The organism is Nonomuraea sp. NPDC049400 (assembly GCF_044466425.1).
Taxonomy (GTDB): Bacteria; Actinomycetota; Actinomycetes; order Streptosporangiales; family Streptosporangiaceae; genus Nonomuraea.
The window spans coordinates 32,124-48,996 of record NZ_JBITMP010000041.1 but is presented as its reverse complement, the minus strand read 5'-3'; the positions used below and the strand labels follow the sequence as shown (position 1 = coordinate 48,996).

At 71.4% G+C, this 16,873-nt stretch carries 11 protein-coding genes; 5 read left to right on the top strand and 6 right to left on the bottom strand.

Features of this window, described 5'->3' with window-relative positions; translation table 11 throughout:
* Positions 1 to 48 precede the first annotated feature (48 nt).
* Positions 49 to 996, top strand: a complete 948-nt coding sequence (locus tag ACIBVN_RS43615) for a DNA polymerase domain-containing protein (protein ID WP_397146178.1) — start codon at positions 49 to 51, stop codon at positions 994 to 996.
* A gap of 135 nt (positions 997 to 1,131) precedes the next feature.
* On the top strand, positions 1,132 to 2,631 hold the full coding sequence (locus ACIBVN_RS43610; protein WP_397146177.1) for a M20/M25/M40 family metallo-hydrolase: 1,500 nt from the start codon (positions 1,132 to 1,134) through the stop codon (positions 2,629 to 2,631).
* A gap of 63 nt (positions 2,632 to 2,694) precedes the next feature.
* Here ACIBVN_RS43610 and ACIBVN_RS43605 read toward each other — a convergent pair whose 3' ends face one another.
* The 4 genes from ACIBVN_RS43605 to ACIBVN_RS43590 form a co-directional block, all read right to left on the bottom strand.
* Positions 2,695 to 4,188, bottom strand: a complete 1,494-nt coding sequence (locus tag ACIBVN_RS43605) for a M28 family metallopeptidase (protein ID WP_397146176.1) — start codon at positions 4,186 to 4,188, stop codon at positions 2,695 to 2,697.
* A gap of 111 nt (positions 4,189 to 4,299) precedes the next feature.
* Positions 4,300 to 4,884, bottom strand: a complete 585-nt coding sequence (locus tag ACIBVN_RS43600; protein ID WP_397146175.1) for a hypothetical protein — start codon at positions 4,882 to 4,884, stop codon at positions 4,300 to 4,302.
* 160 nt (positions 4,885 to 5,044) lie between these two features.
* A complete protein-coding gene (locus tag ACIBVN_RS43595) occupies positions 5,045 to 6,265 on the bottom strand; it encodes an MFS transporter (RefSeq protein WP_397146174.1) in 1,221 nt (406 codons plus the stop codon).
* A 156-nt stretch (positions 6,266 to 6,421) separates the two neighbouring features.
* Positions 6,422 to 10,363, bottom strand: a complete 3,942-nt coding sequence (locus ACIBVN_RS43590) for a S8 family peptidase (protein WP_397146173.1) — start codon at positions 10,361 to 10,363, stop codon at positions 6,422 to 6,424.
* Between the two features lie 175 nt (positions 10,364 to 10,538).
* Here ACIBVN_RS43590 and ACIBVN_RS43585 point away from each other — a divergent pair, with 175 nt between their 5' ends.
* The 3 genes from ACIBVN_RS43585 (at position 10,539) to ACIBVN_RS43575 (ending at position 12,879) form a co-directional block, all read left to right on the top strand.
* The gene (locus tag ACIBVN_RS43585; RefSeq protein ID WP_397146172.1) at positions 10,539 to 11,504 is read left to right on the top strand and encodes a helix-turn-helix domain-containing protein; all 966 of its coding nucleotides are present in this window, start codon (positions 10,539 to 10,541) and stop codon (positions 11,502 to 11,504) included.
* 138 nt (positions 11,505 to 11,642) lie between these two features.
* Entirely contained in the window at positions 11,643 to 12,140 is a 498-nt protein-coding gene (locus ACIBVN_RS43580) for a sigma-70 family RNA polymerase sigma factor (protein ID WP_397146229.1), read from the top strand.
* Between the two features lie 43 nt (positions 12,141 to 12,183).
* A complete protein-coding gene (locus tag ACIBVN_RS43575) occupies positions 12,184 to 12,879 on the top strand; it encodes an anti-sigma factor family protein (protein WP_397146171.1) in 696 nt (231 codons plus the stop codon).
* A 2-nt stretch (positions 12,880 to 12,881) separates the two neighbouring features.
* Here ACIBVN_RS43575 and ACIBVN_RS43570 read toward each other — a convergent pair whose 3' ends face one another.
* A complete protein-coding gene (locus tag ACIBVN_RS43570) occupies positions 12,882 to 15,143 on the bottom strand; it encodes a hypothetical protein (RefSeq protein ID WP_397146170.1) in 2,262 nt (753 codons plus the stop codon).
* Positions 15,140 to 16,825, bottom strand: a complete 1,686-nt coding sequence (locus ACIBVN_RS43565) for an ABC transporter permease subunit (protein ID WP_397146169.1) — start codon at positions 16,823 to 16,825, stop codon at positions 15,140 to 15,142. Before ACIBVN_RS43565 ends, ACIBVN_RS43570 begins: the two co-directional genes overlap by 4 nt.
* Between the last annotated feature and the right edge of the window lie 48 nt (positions 16,826 to 16,873).

Below are 16,873 nucleotides of genomic sequence, written 5' to 3'. Positions count from 1 at the left end.
CGGTCTCCTGTTGTTGACCTCGGATGCGCGTCATGGGCATGGTAGGGCGTGGCCAGCGACGAGACGCGCGACGGGATCGCGCTCAGCAACCTCGACCAGCCGCTCTTCGACGGAGCGGGGGCGACCAAGCGTGACCTGGTCGACTACCTCGACGCGGTCAGCGACCGGATCATCCCGGCCCTGCGCGACCGGGCGCTCTCGGTCATCCGCGTACGGCCGGGGCAGGAGCCGTTCATGCAGAAGAACCTGCCCAAGTACGCCCCCGACTGGGTCAGGTCGATCTCCGTGTGGGCCGAGGCGTCACGCAGGCAGGTGACGTACGCGCTCTGCAACGACAGGAGGACGCTGCTCTGGTTCGCCAACCAGCGGGCCGTGGAGTACCACCCGGCGCTCTTCGTCGGCGACCATCCCACCCACATGGTGCTCGACCTCGACCCGCCCGAGGGCAGTGACGCGTTCTCGCTGGCCGTACGCGGGGCGTTGCTGGTGCGCCAGGCCCTGGCCGACGCCGGGCTGGCGGGGGCGGTGAAGACCAGCGGGGCCAAGGGCGTGCACGTGTTCGTGCCCGTGGTGGCGGGGACCGGCGTGGAGGACCTGGCCGCGGCCACCCGCGCGCTGGGTGCGCGGGCCGAGCGGCTGGATCCGGCGCTGGCCACCACGGCGTTCATCCGCGAGGACCGCGCGGGCAAGGTGTTCATCGACTCGACCAGGGCGGGCGGGGCCACGGTGGTGGCCGCGTACAGTCCTCGCGTGCGTCCCGGCGCGCCCGTGTCCTTCCCGGTGGCCTGGGAGTCGATCGAGGACGTCGCGCCCGCCGACTTCACCGTGCACACGGCGGCCGAGCTGCTCAAGGGGGCGGACCCCTGGGCCGAGCTCATGCCGGAGCCGCAGCGGCTGCCCGCTGACCTGGTCGAGGAGGGGCACACGATCCCGGTCGCCCGCGTACAGGCGATGCACGAGGGCAAGCGGCGCGCCCGCGCCCGTCGCGGCGAGTGACCAGCTGACGGGTGCTCACCCGCATATGTCCGGATTTTGACGCACTAGTGGGTCTTCTCACTGATCGTCGGCCGGGTTACGTTCGCCTGGCGGCTCGGGGGAACTGCCGCATTCCCGTCCAGTAGGGGGACCTTTATGCGCCGAATCGCCATCGCGCTGATCACAGCGCTCGCCTTGCCGCTGGCCATGGCCGCGCCGGCCAACGCCGGCGGCCTGGACGACGTCTTCTCCAGGCTGCTCGTCAAGCAGGTCAAGGGCACGAACGTCAAGAAACACCTCAATGCCCTGCAGGCGATCGCCGACGCCAACGGCGGCAGCCGCGCCGCGGGCACCCCCGGTTACAACGCCTCCCGCGACTACGTGGCGGACAAGCTGCGCAAGGCCGGATACAAGGTCACGCTCCAGCCGATCAACTACGTCGACAGCTGGAGCGAGAACTCCCCGCCCACGCTCGCCCTGACCGCGCCCGGCTCGAAGACGTACGTGCCGAACGAGGACTTCTACTCCTTCCAGCCCTCCCCGGCGGGCGACGTGACCGCGCAGGTCCAGGGCGTGGACCTGACGCTGCCGCCGAGCCCTTCGCCCAGCTCGACCAGCGGCTGTGAAGAGTCCGACTTCGCCGGTTTCGTTCGCGGCCGGATCGCGCTCATCCAGCGTGGCACCTGCGCCTTCGCCCAGAAGATCCGCAACGCGGGTCGGGCCGGAGCGTCCGGGATCATCGTGTTCAACGAGGGCCAGCCGGGACGGACCGAGGCGTACCCGCTGGACATCGGCGAGTGGCGGGCCGGAGTCCCGATGGTGTTCGCCGACTTCGCCGTCGGCAACGAACTGGCGGCCACGCCCGGCGCGACCGTCCGGCTCAAGGTCGACGCCAAGCTCGTGCTCGGCACCAACGACAACGTGATCGCCGAGTCCCGCTTCGGTGACCCGCGCAATGTCGTGATGGCCGGCGCCCACCTCGACAGCGTCCACGAGGGCCCCGGCATCAACGACAACGGGTCGGGCAGCGCCGCGATCCTGGAGGTCGCCGAGGAGATGGCGCACTTGCCGGTGAAGAACAAGGTCCGCTTCGCCTTCTGGGCCGCCGAGGAGATCGGCCTGCTCGGATCCGACCAGTACGTCGACTCCCTGTCGGAGGCGCAGCGCGACCGCATCCGGGTGTACCTGAACTTCGACATGGTGGCCTCGCCGAACTACGCGTACAAGCTGTACGACGGGGACAACTCCGACAACGTCGGCTCCCCGGCCGGGCCGCCCGGATCCGCCGAGATCGAGAAGCAGTTCCAGGCCTTCTACGGCTCGCGCCAGTTGCCCACCGTCGGCACCGACTTCGACGGGCGCTCCGACTACGGCCCGTTCATCGCGGTGGGGATTCCGGCGGGCGGGATCTTCACGGGCGCCGAGGGGATCAAGACGGCCGAGGAGGCGGCGCTGTTCGGCGGCACGGCGGGGGTCGCGTACGACGCCTGCTACCACCAGGCGTGCGACACCATCGCCAACATCAACGACACGGCGCTGGACGTGGACGCGGACGCGATCGCGGACTCGATCGCCCGGTACGCCTTCAACCTCCGCTCCATCCCATCGAGAACGGCTCCCACGGCGGCGATGCTGGCCGCGAAGACAGCCAGCTGACACCCATCCTCCGGCTCAGGAGGGCGAGGCCGCGTCCATGGCAGGGCGCGGCCTCGCGGAGCGTCAGCGGGTGATCTTGACGTCGTCCACGCCCGCCTCGACCAGGGAGGCGCCCGAGGCGTCGGCGGCGTCGATGAGGATGCGGACCGTCTGGCCCGCGAACGCGTTCAGGCTGGCGGTGGCCGTGGCCCAGGCGCCGTTGCGGTTGGCGGCCGCACCCGTCTGGTTCAGCACTGTCGTCGTGGTGGTGCCGACGACCCGGACCCGGAAGTAGTCGGCGCTGGAGGCGTTCGAGCCGTGGGCCAGGTACCACGACAGCGACAGGTTCAGCGGCCCGGTGGACGGGAGCGTGATGGGCGGCGACTGGATCGAGGTGACGCCGCCGTCGAGGTCGTAGTCGCCGGCCGAGGCGCCCGCGAGCCGGCCGGTCACCAGGTCGTTGCTGCCGCTCACGGTGGTGCCGAGCTGCTTGGCGCCGCTGGAGGTGGTGGCCTCCGGGTCGCCGCGCTCCCACTGGCCGGTGGTGGCGGTGTCCGTGCCTGACGGGTTGACGGTCCACCCCGTGGCCGTCTCGAACGTGTCCTGCCAGACCACGACCGGCGGCACGGCGGTGGCGACCGTCCACACCGCGTACGCGATCGCGTCGGCGTTCCTGTCGAGCGCGGTGTCGTTGATGTTGGACATGGTGTCGCAGGAGCGGTGGTAGCAGACGTCGAACGCCTGCCCGGCGGTGCCGCCCCACAGCGTGGCCTGGGCCGAGCTCTTGATGCCCTCCGCGCCCGTGAACGTGCCGCCCGCCGGGATGCCGACCGCGATGAACGGGCCGTAGTCCGAGCGGCCGTCGAAGTCGGTGCCCCGGGTCGGCACGCCGATCGACGTGAAGTAGTCCTGGATGACCTTCTCCAACTGCGCAGACCCGGCCGGGCCGGGGCCGGAGCCGGTGCCGTCCGAGTTGTCGCCGTCGTACACGAAGTATCCGGGGTTCGGGGAGCCGACCATGTCGAAGTTCAGATACCCCTTGATCCGCGCTCGGTCGGCGGCCGGCAGGTTGTTCACGTAGAACTGCGATCCGCGCAGCCCCAGCTCCTCCGCGCCCCACCAGGCGAAGCGCAGGTGCTTGGCCGGCTGGAGCGACTGGCGGGACACTTCGAGGGCGGTCTCCAGGATGGCCGCGCTGCCCGAGCCGTTGTCGTTGATGCCGGGTCCCGCGGCGACGCTGTCGAGGTGCGCGCCGACCATGAGGATGTCGTTGGGGTCCCCGCCCGGCCAGTCGGCTATGACGTTGTAGCCGGTGGCGCCGTTGTAGGTGAACGACTGCAGGGTGGTGGTGAAGCCGGCGGCGTCCAGCTGACCCCGTACGTAGTTGGCCGAGGCCAGGTAGCCGGGGCGGCCGTGCGCGCGGTTGCCCCCGTTCGCGGTGGCGATGGACTGGAGCTGGGAGAGGTGGTTCTTGACGTTCGCCAGGGAGAGGTTCGGTGCTGCGGCGGCCCGGGCGGGCGTGCCCGGCAGGACGATGGCCAGGGATAACGCGATCACTGTGGCGATGCGTAACTTCACGCCGTTTCCGCAGGTGAGCGGCATGGTGGCGCCTCCATCCGAGGTCGAGGGTGGAAGATCCCGAGATGGTGCTCATAGGAACGTAACCCGCCAAAACGGGTTCGCCTAGGCCTACGAATGGAGGCTCAGACCGGGCCGCAGCGCCGCCAGGACGGTCTCGGGCTGGTCGGCGAAGAAACGGATCGAAGTGGCCTCGGCGCGGGCGCCGAACGGGCGCACGAAGGCGATCGGCTCGGTCAGCTCGATCGTCAGGTTCGTCTGCGAGGAGACCGCCACGCTGAGCCGCCCGTCCTTGACCGCGACCATGCTGCCCTCGTTGTAGTTGCGGCTGGTCCGCACGGCGGCGATCCGATCGACGGGTACGCGCAGATCGAAGTACACGCCGTACCGGATGCGCAGCTCGTCCGAGGTGATGACGTGGGGCCTGGTGACACAGGCGGCGGCCAGCATGATCCCGTACAGGAGCCCGTACCCGTCGGCGTAGAGCACCGCGAAGCGCAGCCACGCAGGCACGTCGAGCGCGACCAGCAGCAGATCGACCACCACGGTCTCGACCGCCATCGCGAACAACATCAGCGACAGCATGAACGTCTGCACCTTCGTGTACGTCGCGACGACCGCCCCGTCCGGCACGCCATGACGGCGCCGCACCATCCACCGCCCGATGGCGGCCAGGCCCTTCAACTCGAATCTCACGATCCGCAGCACGGCTCTGACCATCGGGTTCCTCTCTCTCGGCGCGGTTACCCCGATTAGAAACGTTGACGTCGCGTCAAGGTCAAGCCGAAGCGATCCGGCTGCCATGGAAAGTAGATCCATGAGCCGTTCTTCCGCCTCGACCCGTGATCGTGTCGCGTCATGCGCCCGGCGCGGTGACGGCGTCGGGCGGCAGGCGACGGGACAGGCGCAGGAGGGTGACGCTCGCCAGCGCGAGCAGGACGGTGAGCGTGCCCCACAGCAGCGAGGGCGCGGCGCCCAGCAGGGCCGAGAACGCGGCCGGGGCGACGACGTTCCCGATCGCCCAGGTCTGCTGGTGGATCGCCAGGTAGCGGCCGCGCAGGGCGGGTGGCGCCGTCGCCGCGGCCAGGGCCCACGACGGGGTGGCGTGCATCAGCTCACCCACGGTGAAGACGAGCGTGGCCACCACCAGGGCGATGACGCGCGGCGCTCCGGGGGGAAACGCGGCCGCCGCGGCGTACGCGACGCACGAAAGGATCAGGACCGCCCCGCCCAGGGCCATGGCGTGCGTACGGCGTGCGGCGCGCTGCCGTCGCCGGACCGCGAGCTGCCCCGCCGCCACCAGGATCGTGTTGAGCGTGTACAGCAGGCCCAGCAGCCAGGCGGGGGCGCTGAGCACCGTGACGGCGTAAACCGGCAGCGCGACAGGAAGGACCATCCGCGTCAATGTGAACGCCTGCTCGGCCGCCACCAGCCCCAAGAAGGGCCGGTCCGCCAGCACCCGCCGGTACCCACCCCGCTCCGGGGGCGCCGGCTCCACCGGTGTGCGCCGCCCCGACAGGACCAGACACCCGGTGGCCACGACGAAGCTGGCCGCGTTGACCGACGCGATGATCACGAAGCCGGTTGTGCCGCCCAGCGACACCACGCCCGCCGACAGCAGCCCGCCCAGGCCGAAGGCGACGTTCCTGGCGGTCGACATCATCGCGTACAGCCGGTCCCGGTCCGCGCCGGTGGCCAGGACCGAGATGTAACCGCCGGAGGCGGGATAGTAGGCCCGGTCGCCGATCGCGACCAGCGCGGCGACCACGATCAGCGCGGCGTAGCCGTCCACGAACGGGTACGCGGCGAAGCCCAGCCCGCGCAGCACGTACGTGCCCATCAGCACACGCCGTGCGTCGAACCGGTCGATGAGCACACCGGCCACCGGGTTGGCGGCCAGCCCCACCGCGGCCGCCGCCGTCACCCCCAGCCCGACAACGGTCATGGGCAGGCCGGTGACCGTGTGGATGAACAGCAGGGTGAGCGGGACGTACAGGCCACTGCCCAGAGCGTCCACGAACATCCCGACGAGAAACGGCCGCACGCCCGACGGGCGCGCCACGGAGGCGATCGACATGACGAGGAGTATCGGCACGCCAGAGGCCCTTTCGGATCGGCCCCCGGCCCTAGACGGTCTACACCGATGGTCTTAGAGCCTCGCCGTCTGCCGCGTCGGCGGTCCCCACCCAATGGGGCGCCCACCGCGAGTCGGATCGCGGTGGGCGCGGCAGGGTTACCGCACGAGGTAGGCGTCGGAGAGGAGCTGCTGGACGGAGTTGCCGTCCTTGTCCTGCGCCTCGACCTTGATCGAGATGCTCCCCGGGCCCTTGGGGTTGAGCACGAGCACCTTGCCGCCGGGCAGCACCGTGGCCTGTGTCCAGTGCGCGCCCTTGTCGCTGGAGATCCAGGCCCTCCGCAGCGACGGCGACCTGCCGCCCTCGGGCTTGACGGTGAAGGTGAACGGCCTGCCGCCCTGGACCGTGTCGTTCTCCGGCAGCCTGAGCTCGTACTTGAGGCGGATCAAGGGCACCTGGGCGCAGGGCTGCTTGTCGTCCCACAGCACGGCGTCCAGGCAGGCGTGCGAGGCGCTGCCGGCCGTCGGGCGGGTGGAGCGGAAGGTCCAGGTGGTTTCGACGCCGGTGCCGGAGTGCTTGCCGGCGAACGCGTCCTTCCACGAGTCCGTGAGCCGGTACGTGCCGGATCCGGCGGGGACCGTGTAGTAGGGCACCCCCAGGTCGTCGTACTGCGGTTGGACCTCGGTGTCGCCGCTGAACAGGTGGATCTCCTCGGTTCCGGGTGCGCCCTGGTACATGTGGCTCGGGTCGGAGGCGTCGGAGTAGTAGCCGAAGCCGACCGGGCTGAGCGCGCGCAGCCGCAGCCGGTCGCCCTGGCGGCAGCCGTCGCAGTAGAGGATCGGGCTGAACCAGTCCGGCAGGCCGGAGCCGGTCGTGAGCTGCGCGGGCACGATGGCCTCGTTCCAGTCCTCCCGCTCCTTGGTGGCGCGGGTGAAGCCGCGGGCGGAGACCGCGTAGCGCGAGCTGAACGTGGCGGGGTCGAAGAACACGTACTCGCGCTCCCACAGCACGTCCCGGCCGGGCGAGTTGTAGTACTCGGTCCTGGCCGTCGGCCCGGCGAAGCCGTGCGAGCCGCGGACGCTGAAGCGCTGCTCGGCCGAGTAGGTGTGGTTGACCTCGGTGAAGTTCCAGCGCGGCCCCCACGTGCCCGCCTCCGGGGCGAACTGCGCGTGATACGTGGTGTCGATCTCGGTGAGGTCCCGGGCCTTCGGGGCGAAGTTCAGTCGGCCAGCCGTGGTCCCCTTCACATAGTAGGCCAGCTTGTACTCGAACGGGGTGGTCGGCGTGGCGCGCAGGGCGGCGCTCGGGTACGGCTTGCGGGCCAGCGCCTTGCCGAGCTGGTCGGCCTCGCCGCTGTCGATCCACAGCACCGGGATCTTGTTCTGGGCCGTGTACGTCGAGGCGGTGAGCAGCCAGGCGAACCGGTCGCTGGTGACCACACCCGCGGCTCCCGCCTTGATGGCCAGATCCATGTCGGCCAGGAAGAGCTGGAGCGAGTCCCTGGCCGGGAGGTGGACGAGCTTGCCACGCACGTCCGCGCCGCCGCGCATGTCGTCGCCCGTGGTCAGGCTCAGGCGCCTGCCGGCGGTGAACTTCGGCACCAGCGGGTCGTGCTCGCTGACGTAGTGAGGGTTGAGCCGGACCCCCGGCACGGCCAGCTCGACCTCGGGGGCGCGGCGGATCTGGTCGAACAGCAACGTGTAGGTGCCCACCGTGGGCGCCTTCCGCACCCGCGTGACCCAGTACTTGCCGGTGTTGACGGGCTCGTAGCTGAGCAGCGACGCGCCCCCGTACATCCGGCCCGAGGCGGTCGTGCGGACGGTCATCACGTTCATGAACACCGGCTCCGACGTGCGCGGCGTGCTCACCTGAATCGGCTCGACATCGGTCGCGTCCAGGGTCACCGTGGTGTCGCCGTCGAGCTTGATCTCGGGGGCGAGCAGCAGGCCGTACTGGAGCTGCCGGTCGGGCTGGGTGAACCACCAGGGTGTGTCGCCGATGGAGTAGACGCCGCCGTGAGCGAGCTTGAGCTCGGTCTCGAACGTGCCGGGCGTGTCGGTGGCCCGCCAGTTGTCGGTGGCCACGCTCATCGGCTCCCCGTCGAGGAGCGGGTCGGTGTCGCTGACCCGGACAGCGGACACGATGCCCGGGTTGACCGTCCATTCCGGTCTGCCGGCGAACCTGATGCGCACGGTGTCCATCTCGGCGCCCTTGTGCAGGGCGATCGGCGCGGTCAACCGGGTCGTGCCCGCGGTGGCCGTCAGGCGGCCCTCGTACCAGCCGGGGTCGCCGAGCGTGGGCTCGATGGTGAGGTCCGCGCTCGCCGTGCCGCCCGCGGGAACGGTCAGCGACGACGGGGTGAGCGTGGCCATCCCGGAGGGCGGCTGGGCGTCGCCGCGCTTCAGCGTCATGGACAGGGCCAGCGTGACGGGTTCCTTGCCGGTGTTGCGGAAGGTCACCTTCCTGGTCAGCGTCTGGCCGGTGTACGGGTCGGTGAACCCGGCGTGCACCGTCGCCAGGTCGTCGAAGACCTGCTGGGTGACGGCCTGCCCGAGGTCCAGCCGTCCCGAGCCCTGGTCGTAGACCGGGGCGTCGCCCGGCTTCGCGGTGCCCGTCAGCGCGGTCTTGATCTGGTCGGCCGTCCAGTCGGGGTGCTGGACGGCGAGGATGCCCGCGGCGGCCGCCACGTGCGGCGTGGCCATCGAGGTGCCGGAAGCCGCGGTGTAGTGGTCGTCGATCGGGCCACCGCCCGGGATGCTGCTGCCCTCGCCCAGCGAGGTGCCCGCCGCGCGGGCCGCGATGATGTTCACGCCGGGCGCGGTGAGCTCCGGCTTGATCGCGAAGTCGTCGCTAAGGCGCGGGCCGCGGCTGGAGAACGAAGCGATCTTGTCGGACGGGTCCACCGCGCCGACGGTGAGCGCCGAGGTCGCCGCGCCGGGAGAGGCGATGGTGTACCTGCCGGGACCCGAGTTGCCCGCCGCCACCACGAACAGCGTGCCGTACTCGGCGGTCAGCTCGTCGGCCGCCTGGCTCAGCGGGTCGGTGCCGTCGGCCGGGCTGTTGCTGCCCAGGCTCATGTTGACCACCCGGGCGTGCGCGGTGGCCGCCTGCCACTGCATCGCCGCGATGATCTCGGAGTTGTTGCCGCTGCCCGTGTCGTCCAGCGCCTTGGCGATGGTCAGCCGGGCGCCGGGGGCGACGCCCTTGTACTTGCCGTTCGAGGCGGCGCCGCTGCCCGCGATGATGGACGCCACGTGGGTGCCGTGGCCGACCCGGTCGGCGACCTCGTCGGGGTTGCCGCCGCCTGGTTTGCCCGCGGGGACGAAGTTGCGGGCCGAGGTGACCCGGCCCTGCAGGTCGGGATGCGCGCTGTCGATGCCGGTGTCGATGACGCCCACCGTGGCGCCCGTGCCGTCGTAGCCCGCCGCCCATGCCGTGGGGGCGCCTATCTGCGGGTTGCTGACGTCGTCGAGCGCCTTGACCTTGCCGTCGAGCCACACCTTGCGCAGGTCGCTCTTCAGGGCCTTGGCGTTGGCCGGGTCTCCTCCCAGGGACTGCCAGAACGTGGTGGCCTGCTTCTTGTCCACCTTGATCGCGGCGCCGTCGATGCTCTCCAGCACCATCGGCTCCGCGCCGCCCTTCAGCGACTTCGCCTTGCCCGCCAGGTCGGCGGCCTTGGTCTGCGGCTGGTACTGGACGATGAGCGGGATCTGCGCGGCCTTGGCGTCGGCGTACCCGTTGGCCACCAGGTAGTCGATGTTGAACAGTTCCTTGTCCAGCAGGCCCTTGCTGACGTAAGACGCGGCGTCAGCGGGGATCACGTAGTAGCCGTGCTCGTCCTGCTCGGCCTGGTACGTCCGCACCTCGCGGCCCGCGCCGGGCTCCAGGGTGGCCGACGCGCGGCCGGCGCCGTCCTTGGCGTAGGTGACGGTGTCCCCGGTGATCAGCGTGACCTTGGCCCGCGGCGTACCGACTGCCTGCGCGCTCGCCTTGGTGACGGTGACCGTCGCGGTGGCCGGTCCCGGGACCGCGACGAGCGGCACGGCGAGTACGGCCCCGAGTAAGGCCACGAGTCTGCGGCGCCGGGGGGTGGGCAGCATGCGCACAACTTCTCCAGACGTGAGTAGCACCGGCCATCGTCGCCCGCGCGCGATGGAGATCGTTTCCACGCTGACCTAATCTGGTGATCAGTCAGGGCACAAGACCGCCGAACGGCCAAAACCCGCCAGGTGGCGGTAACCCGCCACCCCGTCAGCGGGAGAAGGGGCGTCGCCGATGCTCGAAGCGATCGGCCTGTCAGCTGCCGAGAGCCGCCTGTACGCGACACTCGTCGAGAACCCGCGATCGTCCGCCGACGAGCTCGCCACGCACTGCGGCGTCTCGACGCTCCTCGCGGCGCGCACGCTGGCGGCCTTCGCGCGACGCGGCCTTGCCAGCAGGCTGCCTGGCCGCCGCGCCCGTTACGTCGCCGTCGCCCCCGACATCGCCATCAGGCCGCTGCTCACCCGCCAGGAGGAGGAGCTCCACCAGGTGCGCACGGTCATCCACGAGCTCACCATGTCGTTCCGCCTGGCCTCCCGCTACGCGACGCATCCGGCCGAGCAGGTGGAGGTCATCACGGGGACCGACAACATCATCAGCAGGGCGTACGCGCTGCAGGACAGCGTCCAGAGCATGTTCCGCAACATCGACAAGCCGCCATATGTCATGAGCGGTCACGCCGACAACGTCGAGCGAGAGCGGCGGATGCTCAAGTCGGGCATCGACTACCGCAGCGTGTACGACCGGGAGTCTTTGGCGCTTCCCGGCAAGTTACCCCTCATCCAGGAATCCATGGCACACGGTGAAAAGGCCCGCGTGGTGGCCGGGGCGGCGGCGAAGATGTGGATCGCCGACGACACGCTCGCGCTGATTCCCATCCGCAACGGGTCGTACGCCATCGACGCGGCGTTCATCCTGCACCAGTCCGCCCTGCTCGACGCGCTGATCGCGCTGTTCGAACTGGAGTGGCGGCGGGGATCGCCCCTCCGCGCGGCACCTCGGCCCACCGATGAGCCCGACGAGCTGACCAGAGATCTGCTCGCGCTGCTCGCGGGCGGTCTGACGGACGAGGCCATCGCGCGGGCGCTGGGGCTCGGGCTGCGCACGGTGCAGCGCCGCATCCATGCCGTCATGCGCGACCTGAACGCCATCACCCGCTTCCAGGCGGGACTGGCGGCGCGGGAGCGCGGCTGGATCTAGCGGACCAGGAGAAGGCGCAAAGTGCCAGCCCCGGCCCCTTCTGCTAGCTACAGTGAGAATTCCAGTATCGGCGGGATATTTCGGGATATCCGCAGCGCGAGGAGCCGCGGGGTGAACCACCGCGTAACCGACGAAGCCATGGTCCGAGCCCTGTACCGCGAATACGGCGCCCCTTTGATGGCCTTCGCCATCCGCTTGACGGGGGGCGATCGGCGCTGGGCCGAGGACGTCGTGCAGGAGACCCTGGTACGCGCCTGGCGCAACCTCCACGACCTGCGTACCGAGTCCGGCTCGCTGATGCCCTGGCTGGCGACGGTGGCCCGCCGGGTGGTGATCGACAACCGGCGGCGCTCCGGCTCGCGCCCGCTCGACACCGTCGAGGACGTCCCAGAACGCGCCAACGCCGTGGCGGCGGAGGACGAGCGGCTGCTCCGCGAGATCGTCGTGACGGACGCGATGCTCTCGCTCTCGCCGGCTCACCGCCAGGTGCTCACGGAGACGTTCCTGCTGGACCGCACGGTCCAGCAGGCCGCGGAGACCATCGGCGTGCCGGTGGGCACCGTGAAGTCCCGGGTGTACTACGCCATGCGCGCGTTACGCGTGGCGCTGGAGGAAAGGGGGGTGACGCTGCCATGACGAGGGAGCCGCGTCACAACAGAACGAAGGGGGTGACGCGCTCATGACCGAGGTGCGTCACGAGGACGTGGCCGCGTACGCGCTCGGCCTGCTCAACGAGGAGGAGCGCGCCGAGTTCGAACGCCACCTGCACGGCTGCGCGAGCTGCGCCGAGGAGGCCGGGGCGTTCGCGGCGATGGGGGAGCTGATCAAGGGCGTGCACCCGGACGATCTCCTGCCCCACCCGCCCGACCCGCAGGTCGAATCGCTCCTGGTACGCCGCGCCGCCACCGAGCGCCGTCGCCGCCGGCTGCACCGCACGTTCATGTCCGCCGCCGCCTGCCTGGTCGTCGCGGCCGGCGTGTTCCTCGCGGTCAGCTCGATGACCAGCGGCCCGAACCCCGACAGCATCCACAGCCCGGCCCGCGCGCTCCTCATGACCGGCCGTACGTACTCCGCCACCGACCCCGCCACCGGCGTGTCCGCCGTCGTCGGCCTGGAGGACAAGGGCTGGGGCACCCACGTCGCGCTGGAGCTCAAGGGCGTCAAGGGACCGCTGCAGTGCCGGATGATGGCGGTGGGCGACGACGGCCGCTCCGAGGCGGTGGCGAGCTGGGGTGTCCCCGACAAGGGGTACGGCGTGCCGGGCTCTCCCGACCCCTTGGTGCTGCACGGCGGCACCAGCCTCCCGCAGTCGGAGCTGAACCACTTCACGATCGAGACCTTCGACGGCCGCACCTTGGCCACCATCCAAGTATGAGATCACAAGGCCGATAAGCTCGCCCGCAGCTCGCTGACCTGCCGCGGCTCCGCGATCCCGTCCCAGGGGGCCAGCGCCGCCAGCCCCGCCGCCCGGTGCTCCGCGGCCCGATCGGGCCGCAGCCGGGCCAGGTGCAGGTGGGTCAGCGCCATGCTCACCCCCGCCGGGGGCAGCCGCGGCTCGGCCTCCTCCAGCAGCGCGACCACCTCATCCGGCTGATGATCGGGCTCGTCCAGCAGCGCCACGGCCCGCTGCACGAGGCAGCGGGCCCGCCCGATCTCGTCCGCGGTCTCCGCGTAGAGCCGCTCGGCCTTCTGCAGATCGGACTTCGCGTCGAGGGGCTGCTCCAGGTAGCGGTTCGCGAGCGCGAGCAGCTCCTGACCGTGCGCCGCCGCGCTGGGGTCCGAGGCCTGCTCCGCCAGCCTGAGGGACTCGAACAGCACGATGCGGGCGTCGGCGTACAGGCGTTGCGCCTCGCGGTCTCGGCCGTCGTGGTCGAGCGTCTGCCCCTTGCGCAGGAGCAGCGCGGCCACGTTGGTCAGCCGGAGCGAGTGCCCCGCGAGGTCGCCGCCGGACAGCGCCTGCCCGTACCGTACGAGCGCCGACTCCACGGCGGTGAACTCGTCGCCGCTGGCCAGCAGGATGGCCGCGTGCTGCAGGTGGAGCTCGGCGGGCCACGACTCCACCTTGACGCGCAGCGCGGCCGCCTGGTTGAAGTGCTGGCGCGCCTTGCGCGGGTCGCCCCAGGTGAGCAGGATCGCGCACTGGCGCAGCTCCGCCGTGGCCTGCACGTGCTCGTCGCCGAGCGCCTTGGCCGCCTTGGCCAGCGCCTCCGCCGCCCGCAGCCGGTCCTCGTGGCGCTGTTCGAGCCGGAACCACGTCTCCAGCCCGTCCGCGATCCGCGCCAGCGCCCGCGCGGTCTTGGGCACGGGGTTCCCGAACGCCAGCACCTGCAGCAGCACCCTGTCCTCGATCGCGAACCAGGCTCGGGCCTCCTCCCCCGGCAGCAGGGCGGCGAACGCGTCGGCCTGGTCGGCGAAGTGCTCGACCAGCCGCCGCCAGGCCGCGGCCTCCAGCGGGCCGCCGCCGCGGAACGCGCCGCCCACCCTGACGCGCGTCATCCGTACGCTCTCCACGAGGCCCAGCTCGGCCAGCTCCCTGATCGCGTCATCGGCGGAGGGCACGCCGAGCAGCGCGGCGGCGGCCCGGTGGTCCACCTCGGCGATCGGCAGGCCCGCCAGCAGCACGAACAGCTGCTTGGCCAGCGGCCTGAGCTGCGTGATGCTCCGCTCGAGCACGAAGTCGAGCATCTTGTCGACGGACCCGCTCCGCAGGTCGTCGACCAGGTTCTGGAGGGTGACCTGGCGGTTGCGGGCGAGCCAGCGGCCGATCCTGATGATCTCCAGCGGAGTGCCCAGGCAGGCGTCCACCAGCAGGCCCAGCGCCTTCGGATCGCGTTTGACGCGCTCGTCGGCGACGTGGCGGGCCAGCAGCCGCTGCCCGTCCTCCGCGGCGAGCGGGCCGAGCTGGATCGGCTCGATGTGCTGCGGCAGCTCGTCGGTGAGCGTCCCCGCCACCACGATGTGCGCGCCCGGCACCCTGGGCGGCAGCCAGGCGATCTGGCTCCACGTGCTGACGTTGTCGAGCAGGAGCACCCGGTCGGTGCCGGTGAGCGCCTCGACCACCTGCGCGGTGGCGTCCTGCGGCTCCTGGATGGCCCCGGGCGGCCGGTCGAGGGTGCGCAGGACGCGCTGGGCCACGCTCAGCGGCGTCTCCGGATGGTCCCGGTCGGGGCCGCGGAGGTCGGCGTAGCGCTGCTTGCGGGCGTCGGCGGTCAGGCCCCACGTGGCCAGGACCGCCACGGCGGAGGTGCCCATGCCCATCGCGCCCTGCACGACGACGATCCCGCGCTCCTGCGCGCGCTCCTGGACCTGCCGGATCTCGGCGTCCCTGCCGACGAGCCCGTCGACCCTGTCGGGGAACGGCAGGCGGTGGAAGATCGGCTGGGGCGGGTCCTTGCGGCGGTTGCGTACGACATGGGTGAGCCAGCCAGTGGCGACCGGCAGCGCAAGGATCAGAACGACGATGAGCCAGGGCGGGAGCCACTCCGCTACCTGCTCCATCAGCTTCTCCTGCAGCAGCAGGACCGTGCCGCCCACCGTCACCAGGCCGCCCAGCCCCAGCTCGGGCAGGTGCGCCCCGGCCTGCTGGGAGAGCCGGGACAGGCGGATGCGCAGGCGGTCCTTTCGCGAGATGTCCGTCATCGGCGTACCCCTCGCGTCAGCCCCCTGTACAGCCAGCGCGCGGTGGCCACGACCACCAGCACGGGCACCGCGGTCGCGATCACCGCCTCCGCGGCCAGCGCGCTCGCGGCGCTCATGAAGTGGCGCGACTGCTCCAGCAGGATCAGCTGCAGGTGGTCGCCCGCCGGCCAGTTGAGCAGCAGCCCGACGACCGTGTCGTTCCACACCAGGACGAACGCCAGGACGCCGGCCAGCACCACGGCCGGGCGCGCCTCGCGTACCACGTGGAACAGCTCCCACCGGTCACGCGCCAGCATGGGGGCCGGCACGCGGACGAACGCGTTGTGCAGCACGAGCACCGCCAGCGGGATCACCAGCGCCGCGTGCACGATGGCCAGCGCCGGAGTGGTGCCGACGGGGCTGAGCGAGCGCTGCAGCGGCACCGCGAACGCCTGCGGCGGCAGCACGGCCAGGGCCACCGCGACCAGCAGCACCGGCCGCCAGGCGCGGCGCGGCAGCAGGTGCTCGTGCGCCAGCACGTACGCGGCCGGCACCGCGGCGAGCAGCACCAGGCACACGACCACGAAGGCCCGCACGAACGTGGTGCCGAGCGCGCCGAGGAAGCCCGGGTCGGCCAGCGCGTCCGCGTACGAGCCGAGCGTCCATGGACCGCCGCTCCACCACCCGGACAGCGCCGCGGCGACCGGGTCGCGCAGCGAGGTCAGCACGAGCACCGCGAACGGCAGCACCCAGAGCACCGACACCGCCACGCACGGCAGCCACACCCGCCAGCCCTTCCGCGAAGGCGCCGTGGCCACCGGATCCGCCCAGGTCACCCGCCCGCGCAGCCCGGACAGCGCGGGCACCGCCATCAACGCCACGAGGACCGACAGCCCCACGGAGAGCGCGGAGGCCCGCGTGTCGCCCAGGTCGCCGTGGTGCCGCCACCAGAACAGCCCGCCGCCCTCGATCTCGGCCTGCATCGACCCGGGCGCGCCCATCAGCACGACGTCGAACACCCTGGCCGCCGCGACCAGCGCGAAGAGGTACGCGAGCGCAGCCGGACCGGCGAGCGCGGGGAGCACGACGGACCACACCCTGCGCCGCCGCCCGATGCCGAACGCCCTGGCCATCCGCAGCAGGTTGGTCGGCATCCGGGCCAGCGCCTCGTGGAAGACCAGGAACGCGACCCCGGCCCACTGCCAGATCAGCGCCAGCCCGAACACCAGCCAGATCCACACGGGGCCGAGGAAGGCCACCTCCGTGCCGAGCAGCGCGTTGACCAGGCCACGCCGCGGGTTGGTGTCGAACATCAGCCGGAAGATCGCGCCGGTGGTGAGCGGGGAGACGGCGGCAGGCAGCACCAGCAGGAAGCGCAGCACGCCGCCGAGCACCGGCCCCGCGTTCCTGGCCAGCCAGGCCAGCCCGAGCCCCACGGCGCACACGACCACGGCCAGCACCAGCCACACGAACGAGTTTCCGAGCGCCTGGAGCACCTTGCCGTCGGACAGGACGTCGTACGCGCCGAGCCCGTGGGAGAGGCTGAGCACCACGGTCGCGCAGAGCGGGACCAGGATGACGCCCGCCGACAGCAGGACCGCGAGCAGGAGGTAGAGCGACGCGCGCCAACGGCTGATCCCGTGCCTGACCACGGGAATCCTGGCGTCGTGGTGCGGCGCCACCTCAAATCCGAAGGCGTTCACAGGACCGCCTTCGTCGGTCCTGTGAACGCGATGCGGCTGTGTTCATTG